Source organism: Priestia sp. VA7 (assembly GCF_055710015.1).
Map to the genome: position 1 here is coordinate 90,101 of NZ_JBVQPN010000007.1, position 26,998 is coordinate 117,098.

Genomic DNA, 26,998 nt, shown 5'->3' on the forward strand with positions numbered 1-26,998 from the left:
ATTTATAACCGTATCCTAACGGATTAGACATCTATGAAAGAAGGGGTTCTCATATGGCTTATCGATTGCTAGCGTTGAATATTGATGGAACCATTTTAAATAGCCAAGGGCGCGTTACAAAAGAAACCAAAGACGCAATTCAATTCGTTAAAAATAAAGGGGTTTACGTTACGTTAGTAACAAACAGGCATTTTCCGTCTGCTAAAAAAATTGCTCGGTCACTTAAAGTTCATCCAGCAATGCTCATTACTCATAGCGGTGCCTTTATCGGAACATCGATAGACAAACCGATACTAGATAAGAGAATTAGCGAGGAAAAAACATTTAATCTCATTCAGCTTTTTGAAAATTTTAATTGTCATGTCCGCATTTTACATGAAAGGTTTTCAATTGGAAATCGTGTAAAGCTTCCTAATAATATCGTAGCTAAAAGCGTGTTGAAAACGGGAGAACCGCTCTTTTATCCCGTGCAGTTCGTAGATTCATTAGGAGATACACTTCGTGATGAACCTGTTTCTACGCCAAAAATAGAAGTTTATTTTGCAGATCGTAGAGAAAAAGAATATGCCGAGCAAACAATTGCTAGTGCAGTTCCGGATATTGAATGGTTTTCGTATCCAAATGAAAATAGATGTTATATTACGCCAAAAGGAGCCACAAAAGCTGCCGGCGTTCGTTATGTAGCAAATCGTCTAGGGGTACCAATGGAAGACGTGGTAGCAATTGGAAATTGCTATGATGATTTAGAAACGATTGAACATGTAGGAATGGGTGTGGCCATGGGCAATTCACCAACAGAATTAAAAATGCTTGCGGATTGGGTTACTCGTTCTAATAATGAAAATGGTGTAGCCTATATGGTAAAAGAATTATTTAGAAAGCAGCAGCGCCTTGGTTATCTTCATCAAATTGACAGCTTTCGTTTAAAATAAATAAAGGAAAAAAGAGGCTAGTACAAAAGCAGTTTAGCCGAAGGAAGATCCGAACGATGAATCGAGATTCTTGATAGAGAATCCAATTCGTTCGGATTTTTTTATTGGAAGAGTGAACGTAGGTTTTTCATATATGTACGTGCTTCTAGCAGTTGATTGGAGGGCAAGGCGAAGACTTCCGTGCGAAAAGCGCAAGCGACGAGAAGGCTCATCGCCCGCCCGCGGAAAGCAAAGCCTTGCATGGAAATCAACAAAGTGTAACAAGCGGTTCAGCTCATGTATCTCATTTGTTCGTCTTTAGATTGAATTAATGTTTATGGCTCAATCTCTTTTCCGTTTGTTTCCTGTCCGCGCATTCCCTTGAACTGAGCACCTTGACCGGACATACGTAGGTTTTGTAAACTGATTACTTAGATAGAATTGATTTGAAAGGTGATTATATTGAACATTTATATAAAAGGTATAGAAGATGAACGTTTTTTACGTCCGCTTCACCGAATTTCAGATTTGTTTTTTGAAGAAAGCAACGTCTCCTTTGAGGATGATAACGAAGCTCAGCTGAAAGTCGAAGTAGAGCTAAAAGTTCATGAAGAAATTTATGCGAAAGCAGTACTCCATGACGCTGAAACGGACAAAGTGTTTACAGAAGAGCTTGCTAAATCGTTTACGCCATATGAAACAGAAAAAGAAAAATTTAAGCAAATAAAAAATGTGGTGCTTCGCGTCTACTTATCTGTACTACAGGAGTATACAAGCATTGTTCAAAAATGGGGTATTTTAACTGGTATACGTCCAACGAAGCTGCTTCATATGAAACTGCAGTCAGGTAAAAGTAAAGAACAAGCGCATCGTGAGCTAAAGGAAGAATATTTAATCACCGATGACAAAATTAATTTAATGCAGCATATTGTGGATCGTCAACTAGCAGCTATTCCCGATTTACATGAGTTAAAGAACGAGGTAAGCATTTATATAGGCATTCCGTTTTGTCCGACGAAGTGTGCATACTGTACATTCCCAGCATATGCAATTAACGGACGTCAAGGATCCGTTACGTCATTTTTAGGCGGCTTGCATTATGAGATGCGTGAAGTAGGAAAATGGCTAAAAGACAATAACGTCAAGATTACAACCGTCTATTATGGTGGAGGTACACCAACGAGCATTACCGCTGAAGAAATGGACATGCTGTATGAAGAGATGTATGAATCGTTCCCGGATGTACAAAATATCCGTGAAATTACGGTAGAAGCAGGAAGACCCGATACGATTACGGAAGAAAAGCTAGCTGTTTTGAACAAATGGAATATTGACCGGATTAGTGTAAATCCGCAGTCTTATATTCAAGAAACCTTAAAAGCTATTGGACGTCATCATACAGTTGAAGAAACTATTGATAAATTTCATCTTTCTCGAAAAATGGGGATGAATAACATTAACATGGACTTAATTATTGGACTTCCAAATGAAGGTGTAGAAGAATTTCAGCATACGCTAGACGAATCTAAAAAATTGCTTCCTGAATCTTTAACTGTTCATACCCTATCGTTTAAACGCGCGTCTGAAATGACTCAAAATAAACGGAAATACAAAGTGGCAGATCGCTATGAAATTGGTAAAATGATGGATTTAGCGACTGAGTGGACTCAAGAACAAGGGTATGAACCTTATTATTTATATCGCCAAAAAAATATTTTAGGTAATTTAGAGAACGTTGGATATTCATTCCCTGGTCAAGAGAGCCTGTACAATATTATGATTATGGAAGAAAAGCAGACGATTATTGGTCTTGGATGCGGGGCCTCTAGTAAGTTCGTGCATCCAGAAACAGGCATTATCACAAGGTTTGCGAATCCAAAAGACCCAAAATCGTACAACGATGGATTCGAGCACTACACGCAAGAGAAACTCAAGATTTTAGATGAATTGTTTAGGAAATAAAAAGGTCACTTTTTAGTGATCTTTTTTTATTTTCGGCAGGGAAATGTCGGAATCTGTTGAATATATAAAAAAGTTGTAAGCGTTTTCTTATTATGGCGATGCGAGGTGCCGCTTAATGATGAATGTACAGTTAACCGTACCATCTATGATGGAAAGAGCTGAAAAGCTGTTTAGTAAAAAAGAAGTGGTTTCTAAATCTTCAAAAGGAATTCAGCGTTTAACTTATAATCAGTTAATAAAACGGACTCGGCAGCTCTCTAGTATGCTAGAACGAATTGGAGTGAATCGAGGAGAAAGAGTCGGGACGTTTGCATGGAATCATCATAGACATCTAGAAGCTTATTTTGCCGTGCCTGGAATAGGTGCTGTTCTTCACACCATCAATATCCGGTTAGATCCTGAGCAAATTGTATACATCATTAACCATGCACGCGATAAAGTCATTTTATTTGATGAATGTTTTTTACCTTTATTTGAAAGCATTCATCACAAGCTTCCACATGTTGAAGCCTATATCATTATGTCAGATGAAAATAAGCTGCCAAAAACAGACTTGCCAGTTTATCATTACGAAAATTGGATTAAGCAAGGGGATGCATCGCATTCTTTTGTTCAAGATTTAAACGAAGAAGAACCAGCAGGTCTTTGTTATACCTCTGCTACTACAGGCGAGCCAAAGGGCGTTGTATATTCTCATCGCGCTATTTATCTGCACTGTATGGCGCTAGGGCTTGCTGATAGTGCTGGATTATCAGAAGCTGATACCGCTATGCCTATTGTTCCAATGTTTCACGTGAACGCATGGGGAATTCCTTTTGCTGCCGTTTGGTTTGGAACAAAGCTCGTGCTGCCGGGTGCTTTTTGTACTTCAGAGACGATTGCTTTTTTGATTGAAGAAGAGAAAGTAACTCTGGCTGCAGCAGTACCTACCGTTTGGTTAAACTTTTTACAAGAGATAGAAACCAGGCCTTACGCAGTCGATAGTTTGCGAGCTATTTTATGTGGCGGATCAGCGGCCCCAAAAAGCGTCATTCGAGAATTTCAGGAAAAATATCAAATTGAATTTATGCATGCATACGGAATGACGGAAACAAGCCCTGTGGTGACCGTCTCCCGCTTAAAAAGCTATCAGTACAGCGAAGACTTTGAGTATCAGCTCAACGTAAAAGCGAAGCAAGGTTTCTTAGTTCCTGGCGTTGAAATGAAAGTAATAGGTCAAAATGGAGAAATTGCTTGGGATGGAGTCGAAATGGGTGAGCTATTACTAAAGGGCCCATGGGTAGCTTCTGAATATTACAAGGATAAAAGAACAGAAGATACGTTTAAAGACGGCTGGCTGTACACCGGAGATATTGTGACGGTTGACGAAGAGGGAACGATCAAAATCGTAGACCGAACAAAAGATTTAATTAAAAGCGGAGGAGAATGGATTTCATCGGTTGATCTAGAAAACGCGCTTATTGCCCATGAAGCTGTTTTCGAAGCCTGTGTAATAGCAGTCCCTCATAAGGTGTGGCAAGAGCGTCCGGTGGCTTGTGTCGTGTTAAAAGATGCATACAAAGGCATCGTTTCGTCAGAAGAGCTGCTCGAATTTTTAGCGCCGCAGTTCGCAAAATGGTGGCTTCCAGATGACATTTTATTTATGGATGAGATCCCGAAGACAACGGTAGGAAAGTTCTTAAAACGTACGCTTCGTGAACAAGTCCTCAATCATTATCAGAAAGGGTGAGTAAGATGACCGTCGAATTAAAAGCAGTAGAACTAGTTTTGCAAGAGCGTATCGCCACAATTTCGTTTAACAGGCCGGATGCGTTAAATGCATTAAACGAAGAAGTGCTAGAGCAGTTTATTCAATGTTTAAAAGTTGTCGAAGAAAGTGAAGCGGACTTTTTAATAGTAAAAGGAAACGGAAAAGTATTTTCAGCAGGCGGAGATATTAATATGATGATGTCACCTTCACAATCAGAACGTTTTGAGCAGGTAATGGATTTGATTAATGAAGCCGTGCTGACTTTATATAGCCTCCCTCAAATGACAATAAGTGTACTGCACGGTGCGGCAGCAGGGCTAGGACTGAGCATCGCGCTTGCTTCTGATTATATTATTGCAGAAAGACACACAAAAATTGCGATGAACTTTATCGGTATTGCTCTAATTCCAGACGGAGGCGGTCACTTTTTACTAGAAAAGCGCATCGGTGCTCATCGTGCAAAACAGCTAATTTGGGAAGGAAAGACATTAAAAGCAGAGGAAGCTCATCAATTTGGCATAATTGATGAAATAAAAGAAGGAGATTTGGCGAAGCATGTAGAAGATTATCTCTCATATTGGCTAAAAAAACCTTCACGTGCTTTGAAGGAAACAAAGCGAATTTATGTGGAGACATCTGTTTCACAATTAAAGCAAGTGCTTGCGCTTGAGAAAAGAAGTCAGTTTGCTATGAGCCAAAGTTCGGATCATAAGGAAGGTGTACGTGCGTTTCTAGAAAAGCGAGTGCCTGTTTTTAATCAAAGTGAAAAAGATATTTCCGAAAATTAAGTGAACTAGTTTAAAAGCCAATATTTTTGTCTATCATATTGATAGAGCATGTTTAAAAGTTGCAAAACAGTGGTAACACAAGATAATGTAGAAACTAATGAGGTGATTGGAAATGAACAAAACAGATTTAGTAAACGCAGTGGCAACAAAATCAGAGTTAACAAAAGCAGATGCATCTAAAGCAGTTGATGCATTACTAGAAACAATTTCATCGACGCTAGGTGAAGGTGAAAAAATTCAGTTAATCGGCTTCGGTACATTTGAAGTACGCGAGCGTGCTGCTCGTACAGGCCGTAACCCTCAAACGGGTGAAGAAATGCAAATTCCAGCATCAAAAGTACCGGCATTTAAAGCTGGTAAGGAACTAAAAGAAGCTGTAAAGTAATATAAAACGCCGGAAAGCTAAAACTTTCCGGCGTTTTGTATTAACGATGAAACAATACAAGTTTTCCGCTAGAGCTAACGCATCGATGCGTTTTTTCTAAATAGGAAAGCTCTTCTAACTTCTTGGTGCCGATAGTCTTTGCTTCTGTCTCAGAAGCTGCTTCAAAACTTTCATCTATTAATTTTTCCCCCGTCTTTTCAAAAGCGGTTAATGTGTAAGTACTCATAAAATCTACTCTCCTCTTATAGTATAATTGTAAGCGTATTCAACATATTTCTCTTCCTATTCCCCTAAATCCTGCTAAGGTTTACAGATATCATTTTTTTCCATACAATAAACATAGGTTTATTTACAAAGGAGGAATTAAATGTCTCTTTCTATCCGTGAAGTTTCAAAAAGGTACGGTGAATTTACAGCTGTAAACGAGCTATCCCTGCAAATTCCAAAAGGCGAAGTGTTCGGTTTTTTAGGTGCAAACGGTGCTGGCAAAACGACGACGTTTCGAATGATTTTAGGGCTCATTGAACCAACCTCAGGTCATATCCAATGGAATGATAAATCTTTAACTTACAGTAGAAGTCATCTAGTTGGCTACCTTCCAGAAGAAAGGGGACTGTATCCGAAATTAAAAGTCAAAGATCAGCTTGTATACCTTGGACGGTTGCGCGGAATGAAAAAAGCGAACGTGCTGCAAGAAATGGAGCACTGGTTATCTAGATTCAATATTCCCCAATATGCTTCCAAAAAAGTAGAAGAGCTATCCAAAGGAAATCAGCAAAAAATTCAATTTATTGCCTCTGTTATTCATCGACCCGAGCTGCTTATTTTAGACGAACCTTTTAGCGGCTTAGATCCTGTAAACGTAGAGGTATTAAAAGAAGCGGTGCTTGATTTAAAAAAACGCGGAACGACGATTGTTTTTTCAAGTCATCGAATGGAACATGTGGAAGAACTTTGTGAATATTTATGTATTATGCATCATGGCACGCCTGTAGTGTATGGAAGGCTGCCCGAGATCAAACGTTCATTTGGAAAGAAAAACGTCATTGTACATGGAAAAGGTCCGTTTGAGAGAATTACAGAGCTTGAAGGCGTTGTAAAGGTAAAAAAAACGGCTGAGGGCATGATTGTTCAAATTCAACATGAATCCGTATCACAACTCATTTTTCAAGAACTTAAATACTTTTCATTTGTATCTAAATTCGCAGTGGAAGAGCCTTCATTAAATGATATTTTCATTGAAAAGGTAGGTGCTTCCTATGAATAAATTTTGGGTCATTGTCTTTCATACATATCTTAATAAATTAAAAACAAAATCTTTTATTATTACGACGATTATTACTGCTCTTATTCTAGTTGCTCTTACAAATATGGAGAAAATTATCGACGTTTTTAATTCAGACGATAATGGAACAAATGTGGGTGTCATCTACGAAGTTGAAAGCGTATATACGTTGTTCAAACAAAATGTAAATGCCATGGATAAAGACATTCATTTAAAAGAATTTACGTCTGAGTCTAAGGCAAAACAAGCGGTAAAAAACGGGGAGCTCGATAGCTATTTACTTTTATCTTTAAACGATAAGCAGCTGCCTCAAGCTGTGTACAAAGCTAACTCTTTGGCCGAATCAAACCTTTCTTCTACCTTAGAACAGGCGGTACAGCAAACAAAAGTGGCTATGGCTACAGTGAAAATCGGGTTAGAAGAAAAGCAAATTGATCAGCTTTACAGCCCTGTTTCATTTAAAAAGAAAGCGTTAGTTGAAAATGCCAAAACAGAACAAGAGCTAAATCAAGCAAGAGGTCTTGTGTATGTACTGCTGTTTGTTATTTATTTTGCTGTTATCATGTATGGGAGCATGATCGCAATGGAAGTAGCTACTGAAAAATCATCCCGCGTTATGGAGATCCTTGTATCGAGCGTATCACCTATTACACAAATGTTTGCTAAAATCATTGGAATTGCACTGCTCAGCTTAACACAGCTTGCAGTGATACTGAGCGTGGGCTACACATCGTTAAAAGCCAGTGTGGAAACAAATCATAACGGTATCTTTTCTTATCTCGGATTTAATGATGTTCCGCTGACTACATTCGTGTATGCGTTTGTCTTCTTCATATTGGGGTACTTCCTTTTTGCTACGCTCGCGGCTTTTTTAGGTTCTCTTGTGAGCCGTATTGAAGATGTACAGCAAATGATTACGCCTATGACCCTTGTGATTGTGGCTGCTTTTTTAATTGCTATGTTTGGACTTGGTGATCCTGAAACCACAATCATTACGGTCACATCTTTTATCCCATTTTTTGCTCCGATGATTATGTTTTTGCGTGTAGGTATGTTAAATGTTCCTGTGTGGGAAGTGAGTGTATCGATAGGGATTTTAGTTGTGACGATTACTGCTTTAGCTATATTTGGTGCCCGTGTGTATAAAGGAGGAGTCCTTATGTATGGGCAATCTACCTCTTTTAAAGATATTAAAAAGGCGCTGCAGCTAACGAAAAAAGAAACATAAAGAAGTGAGAGGCTGAGATAAAAGTAGTTTAGTTGAAGGAAGTTCCGAACGAACAACCTAGATTCTTGAGGGAGAATCCAACTCGTTCGGATTTTTTTATTGCTATAGTGACCATAGTTTTCATATATATGTGGCTGCTTCTAGCTGTGTATTGGAGAGCAAGACGAAGACTCCTGCGGGAAAAGCGGAATAGGTGAGACCCCGCAGGAGCGGAAGGGACGATGAGGCTCAGCGCCCGCTCGCGGAAAGCGAAGTCTTGCACGGAAATCAACAGCGGTGTCTCAAGCAGTTCAGCGCCTTTATCCAATTTGTTCGTCTTTAGATTGCATTGATTTTGTTATGTCGCAATCTCATCTTTTATGAAAAAGCGTCTACCCGTGCATTCGGTGGCAAGCGATGGTAAAATGAAATGTAAAGAGCTGTAAATAAGCGGAAGAAGCGATAAGAGCTTCGTTATCAAATACATAGAATGAAGTGGTAAGGAGGAAAAGATCATGACAAAAGGAATTGCTCAATACGAAGTAGGAGAGCAAGTTGATCTTTATTTTTTAATTAAATCCTCAACGAGAGGAATTGCAAGCAATGGAAAGCCATTTTTAACGGTAATCCTGCAAGATAAAACAGGTGATATTGAAGCCAAGCTGTGGGATGCTTCCCCAGATGACGAGGAAAATTATGCTGCTCAAAAGATTGTGCGAGCTGCTGGAGAAGTAATGAATTACCGGGGACGCAACCAGCTGAAAATACGCAACATTCGTCCTGCACAGCCCCAAGACGGAGTGCGCACATCTGACTTTTTAGAAGTGGCGCCTTTATCTCAAGAAGAAATGGTCGAACATATTACAAAGAGTATATTTGAAATGAAAAATTCGAATGTCCAGCGCATTACTCGCCATTTGTTTAAAAAATATCAAACGGAATTTCTAGAATATCCGGCAGCAACTAAAAATCACCATGAGTTTGTATCGGGACTTGCTTACCATGTGGTGTCTATGTTGAAGCTGGCTGAGTCATTTTCAACCCTTTATCCAAGCTTAAACCGCGATTTGCTTTATGCTGGAGTTATTCTTCATGACCTTGGCAAAGTATTTGAACTTTCAGGTCCTGTTTCGACGATATACACAGTCGAAGGGAACCTGCTTGGCCATATTTCAATTATGGTGAATGAAATTGGAAAAGCGGCAGAAGAATTAGCGATTGAAGGAGAAGAGGTTATGCTTCTTCAGCATCTTGTATTATCGCACCACGGTAAGGAAGAGTGGGGAAGTCCGAAAAAGCCGTTAATTAAAGAGGCTGAGATGCTTCATTTGATTGACAATGTAGACGCTAAAATGAATATGCTGGACCGAGCATTAACAAAAGTGAAGCCCGGTGAGTTTACAGAGCGTATTTTTGCACTTGATAATCGCTCATTTTATAAACCAACGATTGATTAAAAAGGTATAAGTCTTTCTTCCTTCGCATATAGTGGTTGTAAATAACTGTGATGGGGGATCAATATATGGTGACACTACCAATTTGGATTTATTTAGTTGTAGCAGGCATTTTCTTTAGTGGATTTATGGCGATTCGTGCTGCACAACATGATAAGCAAGTGGATGATTCGTTTATTGAAAAAGAGGGACAAGTCTTCATCGAAAGAATGCAAGTGGAAAAAGAAAGACGCAACAGCGATTCCATCTGATTATATAAAAGAGCCTGTCACATGAGTGACAGGCTCTTAGCATTACTGCTGAGGAGTTTCTACGCCAGATTGACTATCTGTCGCACCTTCTTCGAAAATTGGTTTTACATCCTTATCTTTTGGTTTCACTTTTGCTTTATCAAGCTCTTTTTGAATCTTCTTGTTCGCTTCTGCTTGATCTACTTTTGAACGTTTGATTTGCTGCTCAAGTTCGGGTTTCTTTTTCTCAAACGATTCTACTTTCTTTTTATCCACTAGTTTGATGATATGGTAGCCGTACTCTGTTTTGATTGGTTTACTTACTTCACCTTTTTTCAGCTTGTAAGCCGCTTCTTCAAATTCTTTAACCATTTGGCCTTCACCGAAGTAGCCTAAATCGCCGCCGTTAGCTGCAGACTGCTGATCCGTTGAATATTCTTTTGCTAGACTAGCAAAGTCCTCGCCTTTTTTGATTTTCGCTTCTACTTCGTTTGCTGTTTTTTCGTCTTTTACTAAAATATGACTTGCGCGAATTTGAGGTTTTTGAGCTTTATATTCATCATAAGCTTTTTTCAGCTCTTTGTCCGATACCTTAATGCCTGCCGTAGCAGCTTTTTCACGGAGAATATCAACTTTTAGCATATCTTTGACTTCTTTTTCGCCTTTTTGCTTAATAACTGAATCCACCTGATCACCGTATTGTTCTCTTAGAATGTTCAGCTGCTGATCAAGCTCTTTATCCGTTACTTTATATTTTTTACTCAATACTTTTTCTTCGGTAACGCTTCGTACGAGTGTATTAAATTGGTCTTGTCCGATTGTATCTTTCATTTGCTTATACAAATCACCTTGAGTGATATTGCCTGCTTTTGTTTCTACAATTACTTTTGAAGAATCGTTTGCATTTGAAGCATCATTTCCCCCACTGCATGCTGATAAAGCAACGAGGCTGGCTGCCGTTGTTAGTGCAACTAAGCTTTTTTTCATACGTAAACACTCCTACTCATCATTTTTACTTATGTAGCTTGACTCAAGATTTACTATATCACATTTCCTGATGTTAGCAAATGAAGTTAAAACCACGTAAATTTACATTTATTTTCCACTAAGCATGGAGTGATTATACGCTTATGATGGCTTTTTTATAAAGCGTTTTCAAAATGATGGACAAACTCACAGAGTAATCTCCAAACGAGAAGCAAGAGAAATAAATTATGGAGTTTGGGCTAAAAGCCTAGACGTTTTTTGAGCTGATGCATAAGATGCAGTATTAGTAAACAAAGGGGGTGCTCAAATGAGCGGAGGCGGATATGGAGGCGGTTTTGCACTATTAGTTGTACTGTTTATCTTATTAGTCATTGTTGGTTGTGCATGTTACCACTAGGAAACAGATGAATATAAAAGGAAAGGGGTGATAGATATGGGTTCTTACGGATGCGGATACGGCAGTGGATTTGCGCTATTAGTCGTATTATTCATCTTATTAGTTATCATCGGAGCTAGCTGTTTTTGCTAAGCCTATAAAAAAGCGGTGAGACATCTCACCGTTTTTTATGTAAATGATACTTCAATATAAGATGAAACTAATAAAATGGTAATTAATATATTAATCGTACGAAAAACTTTAGGCTGTTTTTCAGCTGGAACTTCTTTTTGAATACACAATGTATTTGTTAGTGCATTGATGTAGAATAAAATGAATAGTGCAAATACAATAAAGAATATGTACATAAAAATCCCCCTAACAAAATCAGTGTGACGAAGACAAAAAGTCTTATAGTCATTTATATAGTACAGCTTTGTATGAATTTACAAATATCTATATTAACATTACCAAAAAAGCGGTAAAATAGATAGTTATATATACAGTTGAGCAAAGAATTTCAAAAGGTATTTACACAGAAATGCGGTTTTTATTTTATAAAGGGTAGTTAAGAAGTTGAGAAATAGGTTTTAAACGAAATAGCAAAGTGAATGAATAAGAAATGAGTAACAATTACCCATTGTGCAAAAGGAATGTTAAAAAGGACAGAGGGATTTATATTAATATATGCAGTGAGCACATAATCAGTATATGAAAATCTTTATACGGTGCTACTTAAACAGGAAATGTGAATGACGCAGAAAGAATTATTTGGAAGAACATGAATGAATCATGTACAATATGGAGTAGAGGTATATGAACGTTGAAGGAGTAGGGGAAGCGGATGGAAACTTTAGAATCTCGAGTATCACGTTTAGAATATTACATAAAACTGTTATCTGGGACATCTGAACAAGAAGCTAAACCATTTATTGATTTAGTGGTAAGAAATCAGCTTACAAAGAAGGAAGTAGAGGAGATTTTAATTCTGTGTGAAGATACAAAAAACGAATATATTGAGCAAAAAGCGGAAGGTCTAACAGACTTTGTTCCGCTTCTTACACAATTTGTTGGCATGCTGAATTATAAATTAACTCCCAGAGAGACGGTCGAATCGCTTCGTTATCAACCTTCTTATCAAGATGTGATGAATGAATTTTTTGAAATTATTCAATGGATAAGGGACTAACCATTAAGAGTTTGAAATAGTCTCCTGGTGGTTCTCTTTATCTTTCTTGACAAGCTTGCCATCTTCTTCAGTGAATTCTTCTTCGATATGATGGAAAGATCGCTCGAAGATATCCATAAAATCTTCACCGTAAATTTTGCGGATGACGGTCATTAGTTCCATAAACTCAGGGAATTTGCCGTATAAGTCGCGCAACGGAAGTGCGCCGCTGAACACTGAATTATTAGAAGGTTCGTAATGTTCCATTAAATCTAATAAAATGGCCTCGCCTTTATCTGTCAGCTGAATGTACGTATTTCGCTTGTCGCTTTCTTTTTTAGAAAACTCAAGCAAACCTCGTTCTTCTAGTTTTTTGGAGAAGTTAAATGCAGTAGAAACGTGCATAACTCCAAATTTTGCAATTTCGGAAATGGAAGCCCCGTTTAAATGATATGAAATCCATAAAATATGATGCTCGTTAATATTAAGGTCATAAGGCTTAATCCATTGCTGCCAATCCTTCTCTACGGTTTTCCAAAGGGCTTTACTTAATTGGGCAATGCGTTGGCTAAATAGAAGTGCTTCTTTCAAACTGTAATCTTGATCACTAGTCTTTTTCATCTTCTCCCACCTACTTAGTCTCTTTTTTTATTTATCTTCTATTATGCCAATAAAATAAAAAATTATAAAGATGTAAATTTACAAAATTTTAAAAAATTAAAAAAGAAGGCGTTTTAACCTTCTTTTTTGTCAATTTTTTCATTGGGATTTTTAGTTGTCTGTACATGTTCCTCTAGGTTTGACAAAGAATTTTGGATTTCTTTCAAATGATGCTGAAGGGATTCCTTATGAGGGACAATTTCTTCTTTAAACTGACCAAGGGTAGTAGAAAGGTCACTTGCGATATTTTTCACTATAGTATTTCCTTCTCTGGCGGTCATTTGTACTTGTTGAGAAACAGCTTTTATTTTTGTTGAGAGCTCTTGTTGTGAAGCGTTAACTCGGTCTTTTCGAGAGCTGACACGCTGTTTAAGTTCTCGTCCTGAATATGGAGTAACAAGAAGCGTTGTAATAGCGGCTACGGTGCTTCCGATTGCTGCTCCAGCTGCTAGTTTTTTCATTCTGCTCATTATTTATTTCCTCCTATGTAGTAAAGTAATTGCTAACACTTCCTTCTGACATAATCATAAAAAAATAGCATAAATTTATACAAAAGAAGGAGGTTATCAACATGGGGTAGCTTTATTCATTCTTTTGATAATTAGCCTGAGTTTTTTTCTGGCTGCCTTTAAATGGTTTAGCCTTACGACTAGAACGGCATCATATCCACCTAAACATGTACTGAAACAAAAGTCTCTTACATGTGCGACAGTGGCTTTTGCGAGTTTTTTATTGGCGCTTATACTTTATTATGTAACCTAGGATGGAGAACTTAAACCTTTATTACATAGTAAGTCTTCATACCTATTGTATGAGCTGCAAATGAAATTTAAGTGAAAAGCATTCTGTACCATTTCTTTTTAAACAAAAAGTTAAGAGTCGAACTGTAGATTGTCTCTAAAAGATCAGCAACATACTATGAATGAACCGTTTTATCTAAAGGTCCGCCACGCTTTGGCGGGCCTGAGCTTTTGGTGTAAAAAAAGAGCCTGATTCTTAATTAAATCAGGCTCTTGACGTTACGATAATTTTGCTTTGATGCTTGTGCGTTTTAGAACGGATTGAACAATTGGATAAATAACGACCATAACGATTGTGTTCACTACTGTTGCAGGTAATACAACCGCAGTAACAAGCGCCATGACGCTGTTTCCGCCCGGTAAGCCGACGATTAGCGCGGCAGCAGACAAGAATACGGTTCCTGATACGAGTGTGCCAACAGCTGTTAAAGCAGCGGCAACTGGTGTTTTAATGCCTGTTGCTTTTTTCACAAGCATAAATAATGCAAAGAAAACAAATGCTGTAATTGGTTTATCAATCAAGTTTGCAATTTGTCCGCCAGGAAAGCTTGTTGTTAAAGCAGAAATAACCGCTGTGGTTAAGCTAACCAATGCAACATTTTTTATGCTAGGAAACAACAGGATTGCTAAAAACATCATTGTTAACATCATATCTGGCTTCATTCCAAATAAAATAGGAGGTACCACCGTGTGGAGAACCGCTCCAATTCCGACTAATAACGCTAAAGAAACTAAAACCTTTGTATTCATTTCTCATCTCTCCTCTTCTAAGCTAAGCTCGAAATATACCAATAGTGCGTCTATGCCCATTGCATATATTTACATACTGATTATAACATATTTATGTGAAAAAAGGATCAGTTAATTCTGCCAATTATGCGTTTGCTTGTGCAAATTCATCCATAAAGGCGGCAAGAGCTTCACACGCTTCAAGCGGTACAGCATTGTAAATAGAAGCGCGGCATCCGCCGATTGAACGGTGTCCAGCTAATCCTACGAAGCCTTTTTCTTTTGCTTGCTGTAAAAACACAGCCGTTAACTCATCGGTCGGTAAAGTAAACGTTACGTTCATAATTGATCGGCTTTCCTCTGTAGCGTGAGGGGTATAGAAACCATTTGAACGTTCCATGCTTGTGTAGAGTAACTTAGCTTTTTTATGGTTTTGGGCTTCAATTGCTTTAACGCCACCTTGTTCTTTAATCCAATCTAAAACAAGTGAAAGCATGTAAATGCCAAACGTTGGAGGAGTGTTGTAAAGAGAGTTGCTCTTTACATGTGTCTCATAATTCAGCATTGTTGGTAAACCTTCAGGAATACGTTTAAGTAATTCTTTCTTCAAAATGACAACCGTGACACCAGATGGTCCGAGGTTTTTCTGAGCACCAGCATAAATGAGAGAGAACTTAGATACATCAATTTGACGGCAAAGAATGTCGCTTGACATGTCGGCAATTAAGTCTACTCCTTCGATAGACGGATAGTCAGCCCATTGTGTACCAAAGATGGTATTGTTGGACGTGATATGCAAGTATCCAATCTCTTCTTTTGGAAGCTTTATATCATCTAGAGATGGAATAGAGCGGTAATTTTCTTCTTTAGTAGAAGCAACAACTGCTGTTTTTCCAAGTTTCTTTGCTTCTTTTAATGCTTTTTCCGACCATGCTCCGGTTAGGACATATGCACCGACTTGATCGGGAGCTAAAAAGTTCATTGGAATCATAGAGAATTGCAGGCTTGCTCCGCCCTGCAGGAATAAAATTTCATGTGTATCTGGAATGTTAAGCAATTCCGTGAGTGTTTCTTTAGCATGTGTTAATACATCTTCAAACTCTTTGCTGCGATGTGATAATTCCATCACAGACATACCCGTATTTTTAAAATTAACTAGCTCCTCTTGAGCAAGTTGTAAGACAGGTAGGGGAAGCGCAGACGGACCTGCATTAAAATTATAAGCTCTGTTTAACGTAATCACATTAATTCCTCCTCAAATTAGTTCGAACACTCATCATACAAAATGGCTAATGACTGATGTCAGAAAGAATATCATTATACTATCATGAAAACCATTGATTGTGGAGGTAACTTTTCAAAAATTTAAATTAATCTGTAAAGAGAAAATAATAGAAAAAAGATAAATGAAAAGTATATGCAAACATGTTTTGGCAAACATGTAAATGAAATGTTTATATGCTATACTGATGGAAGAAATAATGTGGAGGAACAGAATGAGAGTATTAAAATATGCCATATTAGGGCTCTTAGATCAGAAGGAGCTCAGCGGGTATGACATTACCAGACTTTTTAAAGAAGAGGTCGGTAATTTTTGGAGTGCTAAGCACAGCCAGATTTATCCCGAGTTAAAGCGATTAACAGAAGAGGGTTTTATTCGCTATGAAACCGTGATTCAAGGCAAGAAATTAGAAAAAAAGATGTATTCGATAACGGAAGAAGGAAGAGCCGAGTTAAGCAAGTGGCTCACTACAATTGATCCTATTCCTGAAACAACTAAAGATGAATTTATGTTAAAAGCTTATTTTGCTTCATCCATGTCAATAGAAGAGTTAAAGCAACAAATAGATAATCAGCTATCAAGCAGGAAAGTGAAGCTAACTTTTTTAAAGAAACGAATGGATGACCTTTTGGAACAAGTTAATCATCACATTACCGTTTCGTCTCCTCAATTTGGTCATTATTTGGTGCTATCTCGCGCTCAAGACCGGGAGACAAGCTATATCAATTGGCTTGAACGCACGCTGAATTTAATTGAAAAAGAACAATAAGAAAAGGTGAGCGGATCATGACTTGGTGCATAAAATCATTTCAAGAGCTGACAAACGATGAGCTTTATGAAATTCTACAGGTTCGCACCGCTATTTTTGTTGTTGAACAGAAGTGTGCTTACTTAGAAGTAGATGGAAAAGACAAACTTGCTTATCACTTGTTCAAAAAAGAGAATGAGAAAATTATCGCATACCTTAGAGTTTTACCAAAAGGAATTAGCTACCAGGAAGCTTCTCTTGGGCGCATTATTGTAAAACAAGCACAGCGCGGTACGGGTCTCGGAAGAGAACTAGTAGCAAGAGGAATTGATTTTTTAGAGAATGAGTTGCACGAGAAGACAATTAAAATTCAAGCTCAAAGCAGACTTCAAACATTTTATGAATCGTTTGGTTTTAGACCTGTTTCCGATATTTATTCAGATGAAGGGCTTCCCCACGTAGATATGCTAAAGACACCTTAGAAACTTCACCAATTGTGTGAAGTTTTTCTATTTCTGAAACGGGTAAGATGAAAGAAAGATGTTAGGCTTTAGTACTGCGCAGATAGAATCGATATGACTACTACTAAATTAGTAATTTATGAATAAGATAGATAATGAATTTGTTTCTTTTTGCTTATTCTTTGATTTTAAGTAAGTGATATATTGAAGAAAGTAATAATATTGTATATAATGATTTTTGTAACAAAAATGTAACAATTACGTAATATTCTTAATGTTGGTTCAGAAAGAAATTTGTTGTACATATTGCTTGGAGGCATTTTTATGAGTGCAAAGGAAAAGAAAAATAGGTATATATATAGTTTGGATGGACTTCGAGCTTTCGCTGTTATGTCTGTCATTGCATATCACTTAGGATTTGGATGGGCATCTGGAGGGTTTTTAGGAGTTGATGTTTTCTTTGTATTATCAGGGTATTTAATTACCTCGATTTTACTGGTGCAATCTTGGGAAAATCCTTTGAAAAATTTGAAGCATTTTTGGATTAGCCGAACGAGAAGACTTCTTCCAGCTGTGTATGTGATGGTAGTATTAACTGCAGCTTGGGTTATTTTATTTAACCGGCCGTTGTTAACAACGCTACGAGGCGATGCATTATCGTCTATTTTTTATATGAGTAACTGGTGGTTTATTTTTCATAAAGTTTCATATTTTGATAGTTTTGGGTCACCGTCACCATTAAAGAACTTATGGTCACTGGCTATTGAAGAGCAGTTTTATATTGTGTGGCCACTTGTTTTATTATTGGGTTTAAAATTTATCAAAAAGAAAGGAATTCTTTCTCTATTCATTTTAGCTGGAGTAATGGCCTCAGCTATTCTAATGTCTTTTTTATATGAGCCAGGAGGAGATCCTAGCCGCATTTATTATGGAACCGACACTCGGCTATTTGCCCTTTTAATCGGCTGTTTACTTGCATTTGCCTGGCCGATGTATCGTTTATCATCAAAAAATCTTCCAGCCGTAGGCAAGCAAGTATTAAACGCGGTAAGTATGGTGAGTTTCTTTGTATTTATTCTCTGCGTATGGAGCGTTGATGAGTATACTCATGCATCTTTTCTTTATCAAGGTGGAATGCTGCTGATTTGTTTAAACGCTGCTGTACTGGTTGCAACGATTAGTCATCCTAGTAGTTTTTTAGGAAAAGCTCTGTCGTTTAAACCGCTTCGCTGGCTTGGTACTAGATCATATGGCATCTATTTGTGGCATTATCCGGTTATTGTTCTTACAACACCTGTATCCGAGATTGGCCGCCCGGTCTATTGGCATGCGCTGCTACAAGTAGGCCTTACATTTATCATTGCTGAACTTTCTTACCGTTACATTGAAGTGCCTATCCGCACACGCGGCTTTCGCTATTATTTCAGGCACTACCATCCGAGAGAGCTTTTTAAATGGCGTAATCTCTCTCGTTCGAGACAAGCGGTTTTGGGCAGTCTCATTTTCTTTTTGGCGCTGTTTACAGCAGATATGACAAGCTTTGCTATTAGTACGCAGCAAAAGGATGAAACGACAGCGAAAGAGACAGAGGTTAAAATTCAAACGAATCATAAAGAAAATGCTTCAACTTCTGTCAAAGACAAGAACAAAGCGGCTGATAAAAAAGCAGAGAACGCGGAAAAGAGTTCCGGGGAAGAAAAATCTGATGCCAAAGAAAAACAGCAGCCGAATTCTTACAGAGATGTTCTTGCGATTGGAGACTCGGTCATGCTGGATATTGCTCCTAATCTTAAAGAGATGCCGCTTAGTATTACGATTGACGGAAAAGTAGGAAGGCAGCTCAATGAAGCACTGCAGCTAACTCCTAGCTATCAAGCATTTAATAATCCGAACAGCGCAGTGATTATTGAGTTAGGAACAAATGGCTATTTTACAAATGAAGAACTGGAACAACTGTTAAAAGCTTTTTCACACGCGGACGTTTACTTAGTGAATACGCGCGTTCCTCGTTCCTGGGAAAGCACCGTGAACAAGAATTTGAAAGCTGCTTCTGAAAAGTTTGATCATGTCACGCTCGTAGATTGGCACTCAGAGGCTTCTAAGCACCCTGAATACTTTACATCAGATGGTGTCCACTTGGTACCTGAAGGATCAAGAGCATTAACAAAATTGATTGAAGAACGTATGAATTTAGAAGTTAAGGCGGAAAGTCGTTCATAATAAGTGAAAAGCCGCACGATATTTTATATCACAAACTGATTAAACATGTGTTAAATGAATAGTTAAAACAAAAAAAGCTTACATGTGTAAGCTTTTTTTGTTTTAAGAAAGGTGAGAAGAAATATTGCCAGCGATTTCTTGAAGTTTTTCAGGCGTGTATTCGCTTGTATGCTCTTTCCATACAGCACCGAATCCATCGCCTTCCCCATAGCGAGGAATAATGTGCATATGATAATGAAAAACGGATTGACCAGCTTTTTCACCATTATTATTTAAGATGTTTAAGCCGATTGGGCTGTATGTTTCTTTAATTGCATTTGCGATTTGAGGAACTACTTCAAACAAATTGCGCGCAATTTCCGGCGTTAGTTCGTGAATGTCTTTTTTATGTACTTTTGGAATCACCAGCGTATGCCCTTTTGTTACTTGACTAATGTCTAAAAAAGCTAATACATGTTCATTTTCAAATACTTTTGCACCTGGGATTTCACCGCGAGTAATTTTGCAAAAAATACAGTTTTCATCATGTGTGCTCATTATATTCACCTTCCGTTACCAATATAAATGTATGGGTATACATGTATGTTTATTTTACCACAAAGTAGAAATGCAATCAGCAGGCAAGAAATAGCTGCTGGCATTTTATACACAAAAACAGGATGCAAACGATTATGCATCCCGTCATGTGAAGAAGGAAAAAATAGCTTTTAATGCAGCATATGATCTTTAAGGAACACCTCATTTACGTAATTGCATTGCCTAATGAAACAGTAACTTGAAAAAGTATATTCTCTTTAACAAACACCTCATTTAAGCATTGAGCTAAAAAATATACAATGTGAACGAAATCGTTCTTGGTCTTTGACAAACACCTCATCTACACAGTAATAAATGAACATTATTGTCTACCCATTATATATATTCTTACTACGTTCATGACTACCATCCCCTTATGAATCAAACATACATCGATTTACAATAAGGTTTTCTGAAATATGCCTGCTGTAGACACCTCATCCCAAATGTAAGAAGCTTTGTAATGATTAGTTGTAATCAATAACTTGTTTTCCTTCTTCCCTATATAGAATGTCCCGATATTTCGATTATATTCTTGAAAAATTAACCAAAAAAAATTGAAAACAATGTGAGGAAGAAAAAGATTTGGTACAATAGAGCAAATAGCGCTTGCGCTTGGAGACAAAAAAGAACAAATAAAAGGAGATCGTGATGGGTTCTTTATTGCAAATTAACAATATTACAGGGGGATATACAAAAACTCCCGTCTTAAAAGATGTATCGTTTGATGTAAATGCAGGTGAATTAGTCGGGTTAATCGGGTTAAACGGAGCCGGCAAAAGTACAACGATTAAACATATCATTGGATTAATGGAAACAAAAAAAGGAAGTGTATCCATTAATAATAAAACCTTTCAACAAGATCCGACAGGTTATCGAAGTCAGTTTACGTTTATTCCAGAAACTCCTGTGCTATACGATGAATTAACATTAAAAGAACATTTAGATATGACAGCTATGGCTTATGGACTTGAGCCTCAAACATATGAAGCCCGTCTGCAGCCGCTTTTAAAAGAGTTTCGTTTAGACCGGAAGTTAAAATGGTTCCCTGCGCATTTTTCAAAAGGAATGAAGCAGAAGGTTATGATTATGTGCGCTTTTTTGGTTCAGCCGTCTCTTTATATTATTGATGAACCTTTTTTAGGTTTAGATCCGCTGGGTATTCAATCTTTACTTGATTTGATGACGGATATGAAAAAGCAAGGTGCAGGCATTTTAATGTCCACACACATTTTGGCGACCGCGGAACGCTACTGCGATAAATTTGTTATTCTACATAACGGAGAAGTAAGAGCGCAAGGAACGCTTAAAGACCTTCAAGAAGAATTTCAGATGCGCAATGCTACTCTTGATGAAATTTATATTGAATTAACAAAGGAAGAAGGCTATGAGTAAGATTGATGCATTATGGAAGCAACGGTTTCAGCAGTATTTAGTGGATGTAAGAAGATATACAAAATATATCTTAAATGACCACATTAAATTAGTGTTAATTTTTGCGATTGGCGGTTTGGCCTACTATTATCAACAGTGGTTGAGTACATTAACACCTGCGTTTCCTTCGGCTGTAGTGATTGCGATACTTATGGGATTGATTTTAACCATGGGTCAAATTCAAACGTTTTTAAAACGACCTGATTTAGTCTTTTTACTTCCTTTAGAGACGAAGCTGCAGCCTTATTTTAAAAAATCTTTTTGGTTTACCTTTACGATTCAGCTTTATATTTTATTATTTGCAACTGGTGCAGCAGCACCTCTTCACGTAAAGGTAATGCATGATTCTTACTCAAACGTTTTTGTGTTTTTTCTGCTATTACTCATCTTGAAAGTTGTAAACTTAGGCATGTCTTGGTGGGCTGTATGGTTTGAAGAAAAGTGGGCGAAGTGGACAGATTATATCGTCAGGTTTTTCTTGAACGCAGTTTTTACGTACTTCTTATTTTCCCATGCATACGTATTGTTTACAGGAGTCGTAGCGGTGATTATGATTGCGCTAGCTATTTATTATCGCTCCCTTACAAAAAGAAAGCCGATCAAATGGGAAAAGCTAATTGACTTAGAAGAAAAGCGTATGGGCTATTTTTATCGATTAGCTAATTTATTTACGGACGTTCCTCAGGTGAAAGAGCGAATCAAACGCCGTAGATATTTAGATTGGCTAGTAGCACGTATTCCATTTCATCAAAGTGCCACTTACCATTACTTATACACCAGAACATTTTTACGATCAGGAGATTATTTAAGTTTGCTCGTTCGCTTAACTGTCATTGGCGGATTTTTAATTGTAGCTGCGCCGTTTCAATACGGCAATATAGTGGTTGTTTTATTTGTTATATACATGACGGGTTTTCAATTACTCCCGCTTTGGAAGCAGCACAAACAGATTTTATGGCTTTCTCTTTATCCGGTTGAAGCTAAAGAACGGAAAAAGGCATTTTTGGACGTATGGAAAAAAGCGCTGTATGTACAAATTCTTGTGCTCGCCATAGCGGTGGCTTTTTCTAATATAGTTGCTGCACTGCTTTCCGTGGCAGCAGGTGCTGTATTTATTCACTTATTTGTACATGCATATGTAAATAAAAAATTAACGTAAAAAAAAGCTCCGAAAGGAGCTTTTTTACGTTTTTAGACTACTTTGGAGACGAAGATAATATACGGAAGCGATAGACGTTCATTGCTACTTTTGTGAGATGGTCAAGAAGCTGATAATTAGCATATGCACCTATAACAGCTCCAATTCCCGGCATAAGTTGAAACATTTTCACGACATCAATGTAATCACGGTATTCTTGTTGAAAAGCTTTCCAATCAAGCTCAAGAAGTTCCTCTTTCTTTTCTTCCCAGTTTTCTACTACTTCGAGCAGCTTCGTTCTATGGTCGTCGCTGCAAAAGGCAAGATGAAAAATATACAGCATATAAATGCGTTCTTCTTTTTCTTTTACATCAAAACCATATGTAGCGGCAATGTCAAATAAGCACTTCATTTTTATGGAAAGAAGAAGCGGGAAATCTGCTGCACCTAAAAGGATACCGCCTGCACCAGTACCAGCTCCTTCTACAGCAGCTGTTTTTTTGTACTTAGGTATGAGTTCCAAAATTCTTTTCTCTTTTTCTTCAAACGAAAGACCGCTGACATCTCTTTTTTTAGTGGTGAAATCGGATCCAACAAGCGTGGTTTCAACCATTTTTTTTATGCTTTCAGTGATAATCTTATGGACTTTAGCAGGGATTTTTTCATTTATTTTAAGCTGTAAAGATTTTGCGGTCCGTTGAAATTTAGAAGGTCGTTTCAACATGCTGAATTTCCAATGTTCAGCTTCTTGTAACACTTTTTCTTCATACGTATTCAAAAAAATCACCTCATTTTAGTCGATATAAATACTACGTTTTAAGTGTGGAAAAGGTTCCTGAAATAAAACAACAAGCACTCGTCTGCTTATCTGTACGAATGCTTGCTGAATGATTAATTAGCTTTTATTACGTTTTTAGAAGGAGCTTGTTCTCTTAAATACTCAACAGCAGCCGTACCAAGCGTTTTAGCTGCGATAAGCATTGCTTTTTCGTTAAAATCAAATTTAGGATGATGATGAGGATACGGAGCATCTACACCTTCTGGCTGAGCTCCTGTAAAAAAGAACGTTCCTTTAATATGCTGCAAATAATAAGAGAAATCTTCCCCAGTCATGTGAGGCTCCGTTTCTTCGACTGTATGAACTTCATCGATTTGAGAAGCAGCAGAAGCAAGAAAGGCCGTTTCTTCCGGGTGGTTGACGACGGAAGGATAGCCGCGCGTATAACTCAGTTCATAAGAAGCATCAGCTGTTAAGCATGTACCTTGGACAATTCGTTCGATTTCTTTTTCCACATCATTTCGTACATCTTCATTAAATGTTCTTACCGTTCCAATTAGTCGAGCAGAATCAGCAATAATATTAAATGCATTTTCTGCTACAAAAGAACCTATGCTCACAACCGCTGAATCAATTGGGTTTACACGTCTGCTTACAATTTGCTGTAAATTAACAACAAGCTGAGAGGCGATGACGATTGAATCTTTTGTTTTGTGAGGCTGTGCACCGTGGCCGCCTGCTCCTTTGATCGTAATTTCAAAGCGATCAGCAGCAGCCATGATAGGGCCCGTTCGATATTGAACGACACCAGTTGGAGTTAATGACCATAAATGCGTTCCAAATATCGCGTCTACACCGTCTAAGCATCCGTCTTCAATCATGGACTTGGCGCCTCCGGGTGCGTACTCTTCAGCGTGCTGATGAATGAAGACGATTTTACCAGGGAGAGAATCTCTTATTTCAAAAAGCGCTTTAGCAAGGACTAAAAGAGTAGCCGTATGACCATCGTGGCCACATGCATGCATTACACCCGGAACAGTTGATTGATATGGTACATCTTTTTCATCTTGAATAGGCAGGGCATCAAAGTCGGCTCTCAAAGCTACAGTAGGACCGGGGTTTCCTCCTTGAATGCTTGCTACAATGCCGTTTCCTCCTACATTTGCTCGGTAAGAAATACCGATTTTATCATAAAAAGATCGAATGTAGGCAGCGGTTTGAAATTCTTTAAAAGACGGTTCTGGATACTGATGCAAATATCGGCGGATTTGAACCATTTCATCAAATTTTTCTTCAAGTAAAGTATGTAGCTTGGAATTCACGTGACCATATCCTTTCTGTATAGGTTGAATAAAGTTTTGAATTTTTTGACATTTTAATCATTATATCATTATCTATTAAAAAGAAAAGAATGTAAGCGTTGTTATTGAAAAAAGTAATTGAATCATGAAATATTTTATATACATAATAGATACATAAGATGAGGAATAGGGATAAAGAATGAGTTTTTTGCCAATTTTCTCATGAGATAATAGGAGGTAACGATATGGTAGATTCACAAACTGTATCCCTGTACAAAAAATTGATGTGGGTGTTTGGGGGGGCAGGTCTCGTTTTTTTAGGAGTGTTGTTTGTTGTGTCGACAGATTCTTTTCAAGGAGACCACTGGCTTGTTTCAGCTATAGATGACAGCACTGTTCTTCAGTCAGCATCATCTATTTTTCATGGCTTGTCTTTTTTAGCTTCGAAAGTGATGATTATGGTTCTTTTAGCTGTACTTCTCGTTTTTTTATTTTTTAAAAAGGACTATATCGGTATGATATCGGCATTTTTACTTATTTTAAGCGGTGATATTATTAATAAAGCAGTTAAAGATGCGGTAGAACGAGGACGTCCTCTTGAAGGCATCGAAGGCTACAGTTTTCCAGGCGGCCATGCGATGATGGGAATTCTTATTTATGGTCTGATTATCTTTTTTCTCACAAAGCATATGAACAGTCAAAAGGTAGCCAAGCGGTATCAGCTGGCAATTACTTTAATCGTTTTATTAATAGGTGTGAGCCGTATTCTATTAAGAGAACATTTTTTAACAGATGTCTTAGCTGGCTACACCTTAGGGCTTATGTGGCTTATTGTAGGCATTTTCTTCTATACGCTTGTTTATGCGTATGTAAAGCCTTCAGCGGAAAAAGTGTTTCCAAAAGGCATGTAAAAAATATATACATATGGCCCCCTTCATAAAAAGAAGGGGGCTTTTGTTTAAACTAAGAACATCGCGACAATTGTTGTAACGACTAATCCAATCGCTACAGGTTTTAAATTACGTCTGGCGAGTTCAAACGGACTGACTCCGCAAATCGCAGCAGCTGGAATCAATGCCCATGGAATCAATGTGCCTCCACCAACCCAAATCGCAGCAATTTGCCCTAAAGCAGTTAGGGTGGCAGCGCCCGATCCTAAAGCAGATGCAAATAAATGAGAGACAGAGCCTACAAGTGAAATGCCTGAAAAGCCTGAACCGTCTAATCCGGTAATAGCTCCTAGAGCAGTTATCGTTACAGTGGCGACCTGTGCGGTTAACGGCACAGTGGAAGCAAGCGCAACGCCTAGGTCATTTACAAGTCCATGTGATCCTTTCGGAAGAAAGTCACCAATGATTGTTGTGAATCCAGCATCTCCTAAATAGAAAAAAGCTGCAATGGGAATAACGGGACCGAATACTTTAAAACCAAACTGCAAGCCTTCAATTAAGTAGGAAGTTGTTTGTTCGAGACCTTTTCCTTTGTGAGCAATAAGTGAAACCACCACTAAAATAAATAGGGCTGTGCCACCAACGAGAGCGGTCGCATCTCCTCCCTGTAAATGAAGGGTAAACATTGCCCATACGTCTATAGCGAAGAAAAGGGGAACTATAATGGCTAAAGCCCGGCGTATTGAAGAAGAAAGAGGTGTGGATTGGACAGAAGAACTGTTTGTTAACATTGTCGGTTGAACGTGAATTCTATTGTGCTTCATATCTTGTTTTAAAAAGTAAAAAGCAGAGAGTGTCGTAACAACTCCCATCACAATGACCAGAGGGACACTTGCTTGAACCACCTCGTGAACTGGAAGACCTGCTGCGTCAGCTGTTATCTTAGGAGCAGCTTGAATAACAAAGTCTCCTGAAAGCGCAACGCCGTGGCCGAATAAATTCATCGCTACAGCTACGCCTATAGCTGGAAGCCCTACGCGGATGGCCACTGGTAAAAGCACGGCTCCAAGTAAAGCAACGGCTGGAGAAGGCCAGAAAAAATAGGAGATGGTCATCATAACTAATCCAATAACCCAATAGGCAAGAGCAGGTGTTTTAATGAGGCGAGCAAAAGGTGAAATCATCGATTCATTTATTCCTGTAGCCATTAAGACTTTACTCATAGATACAATAATTGAAATAATTAAAATGGTAGGAAGCAGTTCTGTAATGGCATAAATGAAGCTGGAAAAAACAGCGCTGACGGAGTGGCTTAACGAAGAGGTAGCTGTTAAGGAAAGCAAAAAAATCCCGAGTATACAAAGGATACTCGTATCTCGCCGCATAATCATAAAGCCGATAATGAAGGCGATAAAAAGGACATACATCCAATGAAGAGCTCCAAGCTCTATGCCCATAAAAATTCCTCCCAATAGGTG

The 26,998-nt window shown here is 38.1% G+C and carries 31 protein-coding genes; 20 read left to right on the plus strand and 11 right to left on the minus strand.

Annotated features, from left to right (window positions below; translation table 11 throughout):
- The first annotated feature begins 53 nt into the window (after positions 1-53).
- The 6 genes from AC0C45_RS25290 to AC0C45_RS25315 all read left to right on the plus strand — a co-directional run bounded on the left by AC0C45_RS25290 (position 54) and on the right by AC0C45_RS25315 (position 5,796).
- Positions 54-932 (plus strand): Cof-type HAD-IIB family hydrolase, encoded by an 879-nt coding sequence (locus tag AC0C45_RS25290; protein ID WP_472928950.1) that lies wholly within the window; start codon positions 54-56, stop codon positions 930-932.
- Between the two features lie 152 nt (positions 933-1,084).
- Positions 1,085-1,243 (plus strand): hypothetical protein, encoded by a 159-nt coding sequence (locus AC0C45_RS25295; protein WP_162837677.1) that lies wholly within the window; start codon positions 1,085-1,087, stop codon positions 1,241-1,243.
- A 127-nt stretch (positions 1,244-1,370) separates the two neighbouring features.
- On the plus strand, positions 1,371-2,873 hold the full coding sequence (locus AC0C45_RS25300) for a coproporphyrinogen III oxidase (protein WP_170943847.1): 1,503 nt from the start codon (positions 1,371-1,373) through the stop codon (positions 2,871-2,873).
- A gap of 115 nt (positions 2,874-2,988) precedes the next feature.
- Entirely contained in the window at positions 2,989-4,602 is a 1,614-nt protein-coding gene (locus AC0C45_RS25305; RefSeq protein WP_016762968.1) for a long-chain fatty acid--CoA ligase, read from the plus strand.
- A 5-nt stretch (positions 4,603-4,607) separates the two neighbouring features.
- The gene (locus tag AC0C45_RS25310; protein WP_047931554.1) at positions 4,608-5,411 is read left to right on the plus strand and encodes an enoyl-CoA hydratase; all 804 of its coding nucleotides are present in this window, start codon (positions 4,608-4,610) and stop codon (positions 5,409-5,411) included.
- A gap of 112 nt (positions 5,412-5,523) precedes the next feature.
- The gene (locus AC0C45_RS25315; protein WP_013055305.1) at positions 5,524-5,796 is read left to right on the plus strand and encodes an HU family DNA-binding protein; all 273 of its coding nucleotides are present in this window, start codon (positions 5,524-5,526) and stop codon (positions 5,794-5,796) included.
- A gap of 40 nt (positions 5,797-5,836) precedes the next feature.
- On the opposite strand, the gene AC0C45_RS25320 is transcribed toward AC0C45_RS25315, so the two are convergent.
- Entirely contained in the window at positions 5,837-6,022 is a 186-nt protein-coding gene (locus tag AC0C45_RS25320) for a YhzD family protein (RefSeq protein ID WP_013055306.1), read from the minus strand.
- A 141-nt stretch (positions 6,023-6,163) separates the two neighbouring features.
- On the opposite strand from AC0C45_RS25320, the gene AC0C45_RS25325 reads away from it, so the two are divergent.
- The 4 genes from AC0C45_RS25325 to AC0C45_RS25340 all read left to right on the plus strand — a co-directional run bounded on the left by AC0C45_RS25325 (position 6,164) and on the right by AC0C45_RS25340 (position 9,993).
- Positions 6,164-7,063 carry an ABC transporter ATP-binding protein gene (locus AC0C45_RS25325; RefSeq protein WP_047931555.1) on the plus strand — a complete coding sequence of 300 codons (900 nt, stop codon included), beginning with the start codon at positions 6,164-6,166 and terminating at the stop codon, positions 7,061-7,063.
- Positions 7,056-8,309: an ABC transporter permease gene (locus AC0C45_RS25330; protein ID WP_016762971.1), complete on the plus strand. Its 1,254-nt coding sequence runs from the start codon at positions 7,056-7,058 to the stop codon at positions 8,307-8,309. Before AC0C45_RS25325 ends, AC0C45_RS25330 begins: the two co-directional genes overlap by 8 nt.
- Before the next feature lie 494 nt (positions 8,310-8,803).
- Positions 8,804-9,745, plus strand: a complete 942-nt coding sequence (gene yhaM, locus AC0C45_RS25335) for a 3'-5' exoribonuclease YhaM (RefSeq protein WP_013055309.1) — start codon at positions 8,804-8,806, stop codon at positions 9,743-9,745.
- 65 nt (positions 9,746-9,810) lie between these two features.
- Positions 9,811-9,993 (plus strand): sporulation YhaL family protein, encoded by a 183-nt coding sequence (locus AC0C45_RS25340; protein ID WP_013055310.1) that lies wholly within the window; start codon positions 9,811-9,813, stop codon positions 9,991-9,993.
- A 42-nt stretch (positions 9,994-10,035) separates the two neighbouring features.
- Here AC0C45_RS25340 and AC0C45_RS25345 read toward each other — a convergent pair whose 3' ends face one another.
- On the minus strand, positions 10,036-10,959 hold the full coding sequence (locus tag AC0C45_RS25345; protein WP_016762972.1) for a peptidylprolyl isomerase: 924 nt from the start codon (positions 10,957-10,959) through the stop codon (positions 10,036-10,038).
- Between the two features lie 307 nt (positions 10,960-11,266).
- On the opposite strand from AC0C45_RS25345, the gene AC0C45_RS25350 reads away from it, so the two are divergent.
- Positions 11,267-11,356: a YjcZ family sporulation protein gene (locus AC0C45_RS25350; RefSeq protein ID WP_016762973.1), complete on the plus strand. Its 90-nt coding sequence runs from the start codon at positions 11,267-11,269 to the stop codon at positions 11,354-11,356.
- Positions 11,357-11,392: 36 nt separating this feature from the next.
- The gene (locus AC0C45_RS25355) at positions 11,393-11,488 is read left to right on the plus strand and encodes a YjcZ family sporulation protein (RefSeq protein ID WP_016762974.1); all 96 of its coding nucleotides are present in this window, start codon (positions 11,393-11,395) and stop codon (positions 11,486-11,488) included.
- Positions 11,489-11,523: 35 nt separating this feature from the next.
- Here AC0C45_RS25355 and AC0C45_RS25360 read toward each other — a convergent pair whose 3' ends face one another.
- Positions 11,524-11,703, minus strand: a complete 180-nt coding sequence (locus tag AC0C45_RS25360; protein ID WP_472928951.1) for a hypothetical protein — start codon at positions 11,701-11,703, stop codon at positions 11,524-11,526.
- Between the two features lie 476 nt (positions 11,704-12,179).
- On the opposite strand from AC0C45_RS25360, the gene AC0C45_RS25365 reads away from it, so the two are divergent.
- Positions 12,180-12,524, plus strand: a complete 345-nt coding sequence (locus tag AC0C45_RS25365) for a DUF1878 family protein (protein WP_013081673.1) — start codon at positions 12,180-12,182, stop codon at positions 12,522-12,524.
- Positions 12,525-12,527: 3 nt separating this feature from the next.
- Here the strand turns inward: AC0C45_RS25365 and AC0C45_RS25370 are convergent, their stop codons facing one another.
- Positions 12,528-13,124 carry an HTH-type transcriptional regulator Hpr gene (locus tag AC0C45_RS25370; protein WP_014461677.1) on the minus strand — a complete coding sequence of 199 codons (597 nt, stop codon included), beginning with the start codon at positions 13,122-13,124 and terminating at the stop codon, positions 12,528-12,530.
- Positions 13,125-13,237: 113 nt separating this feature from the next.
- A complete protein-coding gene (locus AC0C45_RS25375) occupies positions 13,238-13,633 on the minus strand; it encodes a YtxH domain-containing protein (protein WP_013055314.1) in 396 nt (131 codons plus the stop codon).
- A gap of 118 nt (positions 13,634-13,751) precedes the next feature.
- On the opposite strand from AC0C45_RS25375, the gene AC0C45_RS25380 reads away from it, so the two are divergent.
- Positions 13,752-13,925: a hypothetical protein gene (locus tag AC0C45_RS25380; RefSeq protein ID WP_472797451.1), complete on the plus strand. Its 174-nt coding sequence runs from the start codon at positions 13,752-13,754 to the stop codon at positions 13,923-13,925.
- Positions 13,926-14,182: 257 nt separating this feature from the next.
- On the opposite strand, the gene AC0C45_RS25385 is transcribed toward AC0C45_RS25380, so the two are convergent.
- Positions 14,183-14,713, minus strand: a complete 531-nt coding sequence (locus AC0C45_RS25385; protein ID WP_034654488.1) for a tryptophan transporter — start codon at positions 14,711-14,713, stop codon at positions 14,183-14,185.
- A gap of 124 nt (positions 14,714-14,837) precedes the next feature.
- A complete protein-coding gene (gene serC / locus AC0C45_RS25390; protein ID WP_034654485.1) occupies positions 14,838-15,935 on the minus strand; it encodes a 3-phosphoserine/phosphohydroxythreonine transaminase in 1,098 nt (365 codons plus the stop codon).
- A 253-nt stretch (positions 15,936-16,188) separates the two neighbouring features.
- On the opposite strand from serC, the gene AC0C45_RS25395 reads away from it, so the two are divergent.
- The 3 genes from AC0C45_RS25395 to AC0C45_RS25405 all read left to right on the plus strand — a co-directional run bounded on the left by AC0C45_RS25395 (position 16,189) and on the right by AC0C45_RS25405 (position 19,403).
- A complete protein-coding gene (locus tag AC0C45_RS25395) occupies positions 16,189-16,743 on the plus strand; it encodes a PadR family transcriptional regulator (protein WP_025752934.1) in 555 nt (184 codons plus the stop codon).
- Positions 16,744-16,760: 17 nt separating this feature from the next.
- Complete coding sequence (locus AC0C45_RS25400; RefSeq protein WP_013081678.1) at positions 16,761-17,204, plus strand: GNAT family N-acetyltransferase; 444 nt, start codon at positions 16,761-16,763, stop codon at positions 17,202-17,204.
- 303 nt (positions 17,205-17,507) lie between these two features.
- On the plus strand, positions 17,508-19,403 hold the full coding sequence (locus tag AC0C45_RS25405) for an acyltransferase family protein (RefSeq protein WP_095380408.1): 1,896 nt from the start codon (positions 17,508-17,510) through the stop codon (positions 19,401-19,403).
- 102 nt (positions 19,404-19,505) lie between these two features.
- On the opposite strand, the gene AC0C45_RS25410 is transcribed toward AC0C45_RS25405, so the two are convergent.
- Positions 19,506-19,940 (minus strand): HIT family protein, encoded by a 435-nt coding sequence (locus AC0C45_RS25410; RefSeq protein ID WP_013081680.1) that lies wholly within the window; start codon positions 19,938-19,940, stop codon positions 19,506-19,508.
- A 690-nt stretch (positions 19,941-20,630) separates the two neighbouring features.
- Here AC0C45_RS25410 and AC0C45_RS25415 point away from each other — a divergent pair.
- Entirely contained in the window at positions 20,631-21,374 is a 744-nt protein-coding gene (locus AC0C45_RS25415) for an ABC transporter ATP-binding protein (protein WP_013081681.1), read from the plus strand.
- On the plus strand, positions 21,367-22,572 hold the full coding sequence (locus AC0C45_RS25420; protein ID WP_047931557.1) for an ABC transporter permease: 1,206 nt from the start codon (positions 21,367-21,369) through the stop codon (positions 22,570-22,572). Before AC0C45_RS25415 ends, AC0C45_RS25420 begins: the two co-directional genes overlap by 8 nt.
- A gap of 37 nt (positions 22,573-22,609) precedes the next feature.
- Here the strand turns inward: AC0C45_RS25420 and AC0C45_RS25425 are convergent, their stop codons facing one another.
- Positions 22,610-23,329 (minus strand): EcsC family protein, encoded by a 720-nt coding sequence (locus AC0C45_RS25425; RefSeq protein ID WP_047931558.1) that lies wholly within the window; start codon positions 23,327-23,329, stop codon positions 22,610-22,612.
- Between the two features lie 113 nt (positions 23,330-23,442).
- Positions 23,443-24,651, minus strand: a complete 1,209-nt coding sequence (locus AC0C45_RS25430; protein ID WP_016762982.1) for a M20 family metallopeptidase — start codon at positions 24,649-24,651, stop codon at positions 23,443-23,445.
- A 224-nt stretch (positions 24,652-24,875) separates the two neighbouring features.
- On the opposite strand from AC0C45_RS25430, the gene AC0C45_RS25435 reads away from it, so the two are divergent.
- Positions 24,876-25,541 carry a phosphatase PAP2 family protein gene (locus tag AC0C45_RS25435; RefSeq protein ID WP_472928952.1) on the plus strand — a complete coding sequence of 222 codons (666 nt, stop codon included), beginning with the start codon at positions 24,876-24,878 and terminating at the stop codon, positions 25,539-25,541.
- Positions 25,542-25,588: 47 nt separating this feature from the next.
- On the opposite strand, the gene AC0C45_RS25440 is transcribed toward AC0C45_RS25435, so the two are convergent.
- The gene (locus tag AC0C45_RS25440; RefSeq protein WP_047931562.1) at positions 25,589-26,977 is read right to left on the minus strand and encodes a hypothetical protein; all 1,389 of its coding nucleotides are present in this window, start codon (positions 26,975-26,977) and stop codon (positions 25,589-25,591) included.
- Positions 26,978-26,998 lie beyond the last annotated feature (21 nt).

Coding starts and splice junctions, on each gene's coding strand:
- AC0C45_RS25290 (WP_472928950.1), top strand. CDS start 54: ATGGCTTATCGATTGCTAGCGTTGAATATTGATGGAACCATTTTAAAT.
- AC0C45_RS25305 (WP_016762968.1), top strand. CDS start 2,989: ATGATGAATGTACAGTTAACCGTACCATCTATGATGGAAAGAGCTGAA.
- AC0C45_RS25310 (WP_047931554.1), top strand. CDS start 4,608: ATGACCGTCGAATTAAAAGCAGTAGAACTAGTTTTGCAAGAGCGTATC.
- AC0C45_RS25315 (WP_013055305.1), top strand. CDS start 5,524: ATGAACAAAACAGATTTAGTAAACGCAGTGGCAACAAAATCAGAGTTA.
- AC0C45_RS25320 (WP_013055306.1), bottom strand. CDS start 6,022: ATGAGTACTTACACATTAACCGCTTTTGAAAAGACGGGGGAAAAATTA.
- AC0C45_RS25325 (WP_047931555.1), top strand. CDS start 6,164: ATGTCTCTTTCTATCCGTGAAGTTTCAAAAAGGTACGGTGAATTTACA.
- AC0C45_RS25330 (WP_016762971.1), top strand. CDS start 7,056: ATGAATAAATTTTGGGTCATTGTCTTTCATACATATCTTAATAAATTA.
- yhaM (WP_013055309.1), top strand. CDS start 8,804: ATGACAAAAGGAATTGCTCAATACGAAGTAGGAGAGCAAGTTGATCTT.
- AC0C45_RS25340 (WP_013055310.1), top strand. CDS start 9,811: ATGGTGACACTACCAATTTGGATTTATTTAGTTGTAGCAGGCATTTTC.
- AC0C45_RS25345 (WP_016762972.1), bottom strand. CDS start 10,959: ATGAAAAAAAGCTTAGTTGCACTAACAACGGCAGCCAGCCTCGTTGCT.
- AC0C45_RS25350 (WP_016762973.1), top strand. CDS start 11,267: ATGAGCGGAGGCGGATATGGAGGCGGTTTTGCACTATTAGTTGTACTG.
- AC0C45_RS25355 (WP_016762974.1), top strand. CDS start 11,393: ATGGGTTCTTACGGATGCGGATACGGCAGTGGATTTGCGCTATTAGTC.
- AC0C45_RS25360 (WP_472928951.1), bottom strand. CDS start 11,703: ATGTACATATTCTTTATTGTATTTGCACTATTCATTTTATTCTACATC.
- AC0C45_RS25365 (WP_013081673.1), top strand. CDS start 12,180: ATGGAAACTTTAGAATCTCGAGTATCACGTTTAGAATATTACATAAAA.
- AC0C45_RS25370 (WP_014461677.1), bottom strand. CDS start 13,124: ATGAAAAAGACTAGTGATCAAGATTACAGTTTGAAAGAAGCACTTCTA.
- AC0C45_RS25375 (WP_013055314.1), bottom strand. CDS start 13,633: ATGAGCAGAATGAAAAAACTAGCAGCTGGAGCAGCAATCGGAAGCACC.
- AC0C45_RS25385 (WP_034654488.1), bottom strand. CDS start 14,713: ATGAATACAAAGGTTTTAGTTTCTTTAGCGTTATTAGTCGGAATTGGA.
- AC0C45_RS25395 (WP_025752934.1), top strand. CDS start 16,189: ATGAGAGTATTAAAATATGCCATATTAGGGCTCTTAGATCAGAAGGAG.
- AC0C45_RS25400 (WP_013081678.1), top strand. CDS start 16,761: ATGACTTGGTGCATAAAATCATTTCAAGAGCTGACAAACGATGAGCTT.
- AC0C45_RS25405 (WP_095380408.1), top strand. CDS start 17,508: ATGAGTGCAAAGGAAAAGAAAAATAGGTATATATATAGTTTGGATGGA.
- AC0C45_RS25410 (WP_013081680.1), bottom strand. CDS start 19,940: ATGAGCACACATGATGAAAACTGTATTTTTTGCAAAATTACTCGCGGT.
- AC0C45_RS25415 (WP_013081681.1), top strand. CDS start 20,631: ATGGGTTCTTTATTGCAAATTAACAATATTACAGGGGGATATACAAAA.
- AC0C45_RS25420 (WP_047931557.1), top strand. CDS start 21,367: ATGAGTAAGATTGATGCATTATGGAAGCAACGGTTTCAGCAGTATTTA.
- AC0C45_RS25435 (WP_472928952.1), top strand. CDS start 24,876: ATGGTAGATTCACAAACTGTATCCCTGTACAAAAAATTGATGTGGGTG.
- AC0C45_RS25440 (WP_047931562.1), bottom strand. CDS start 26,977: ATGGGCATAGAGCTTGGAGCTCTTCATTGGATGTATGTCCTTTTTATC.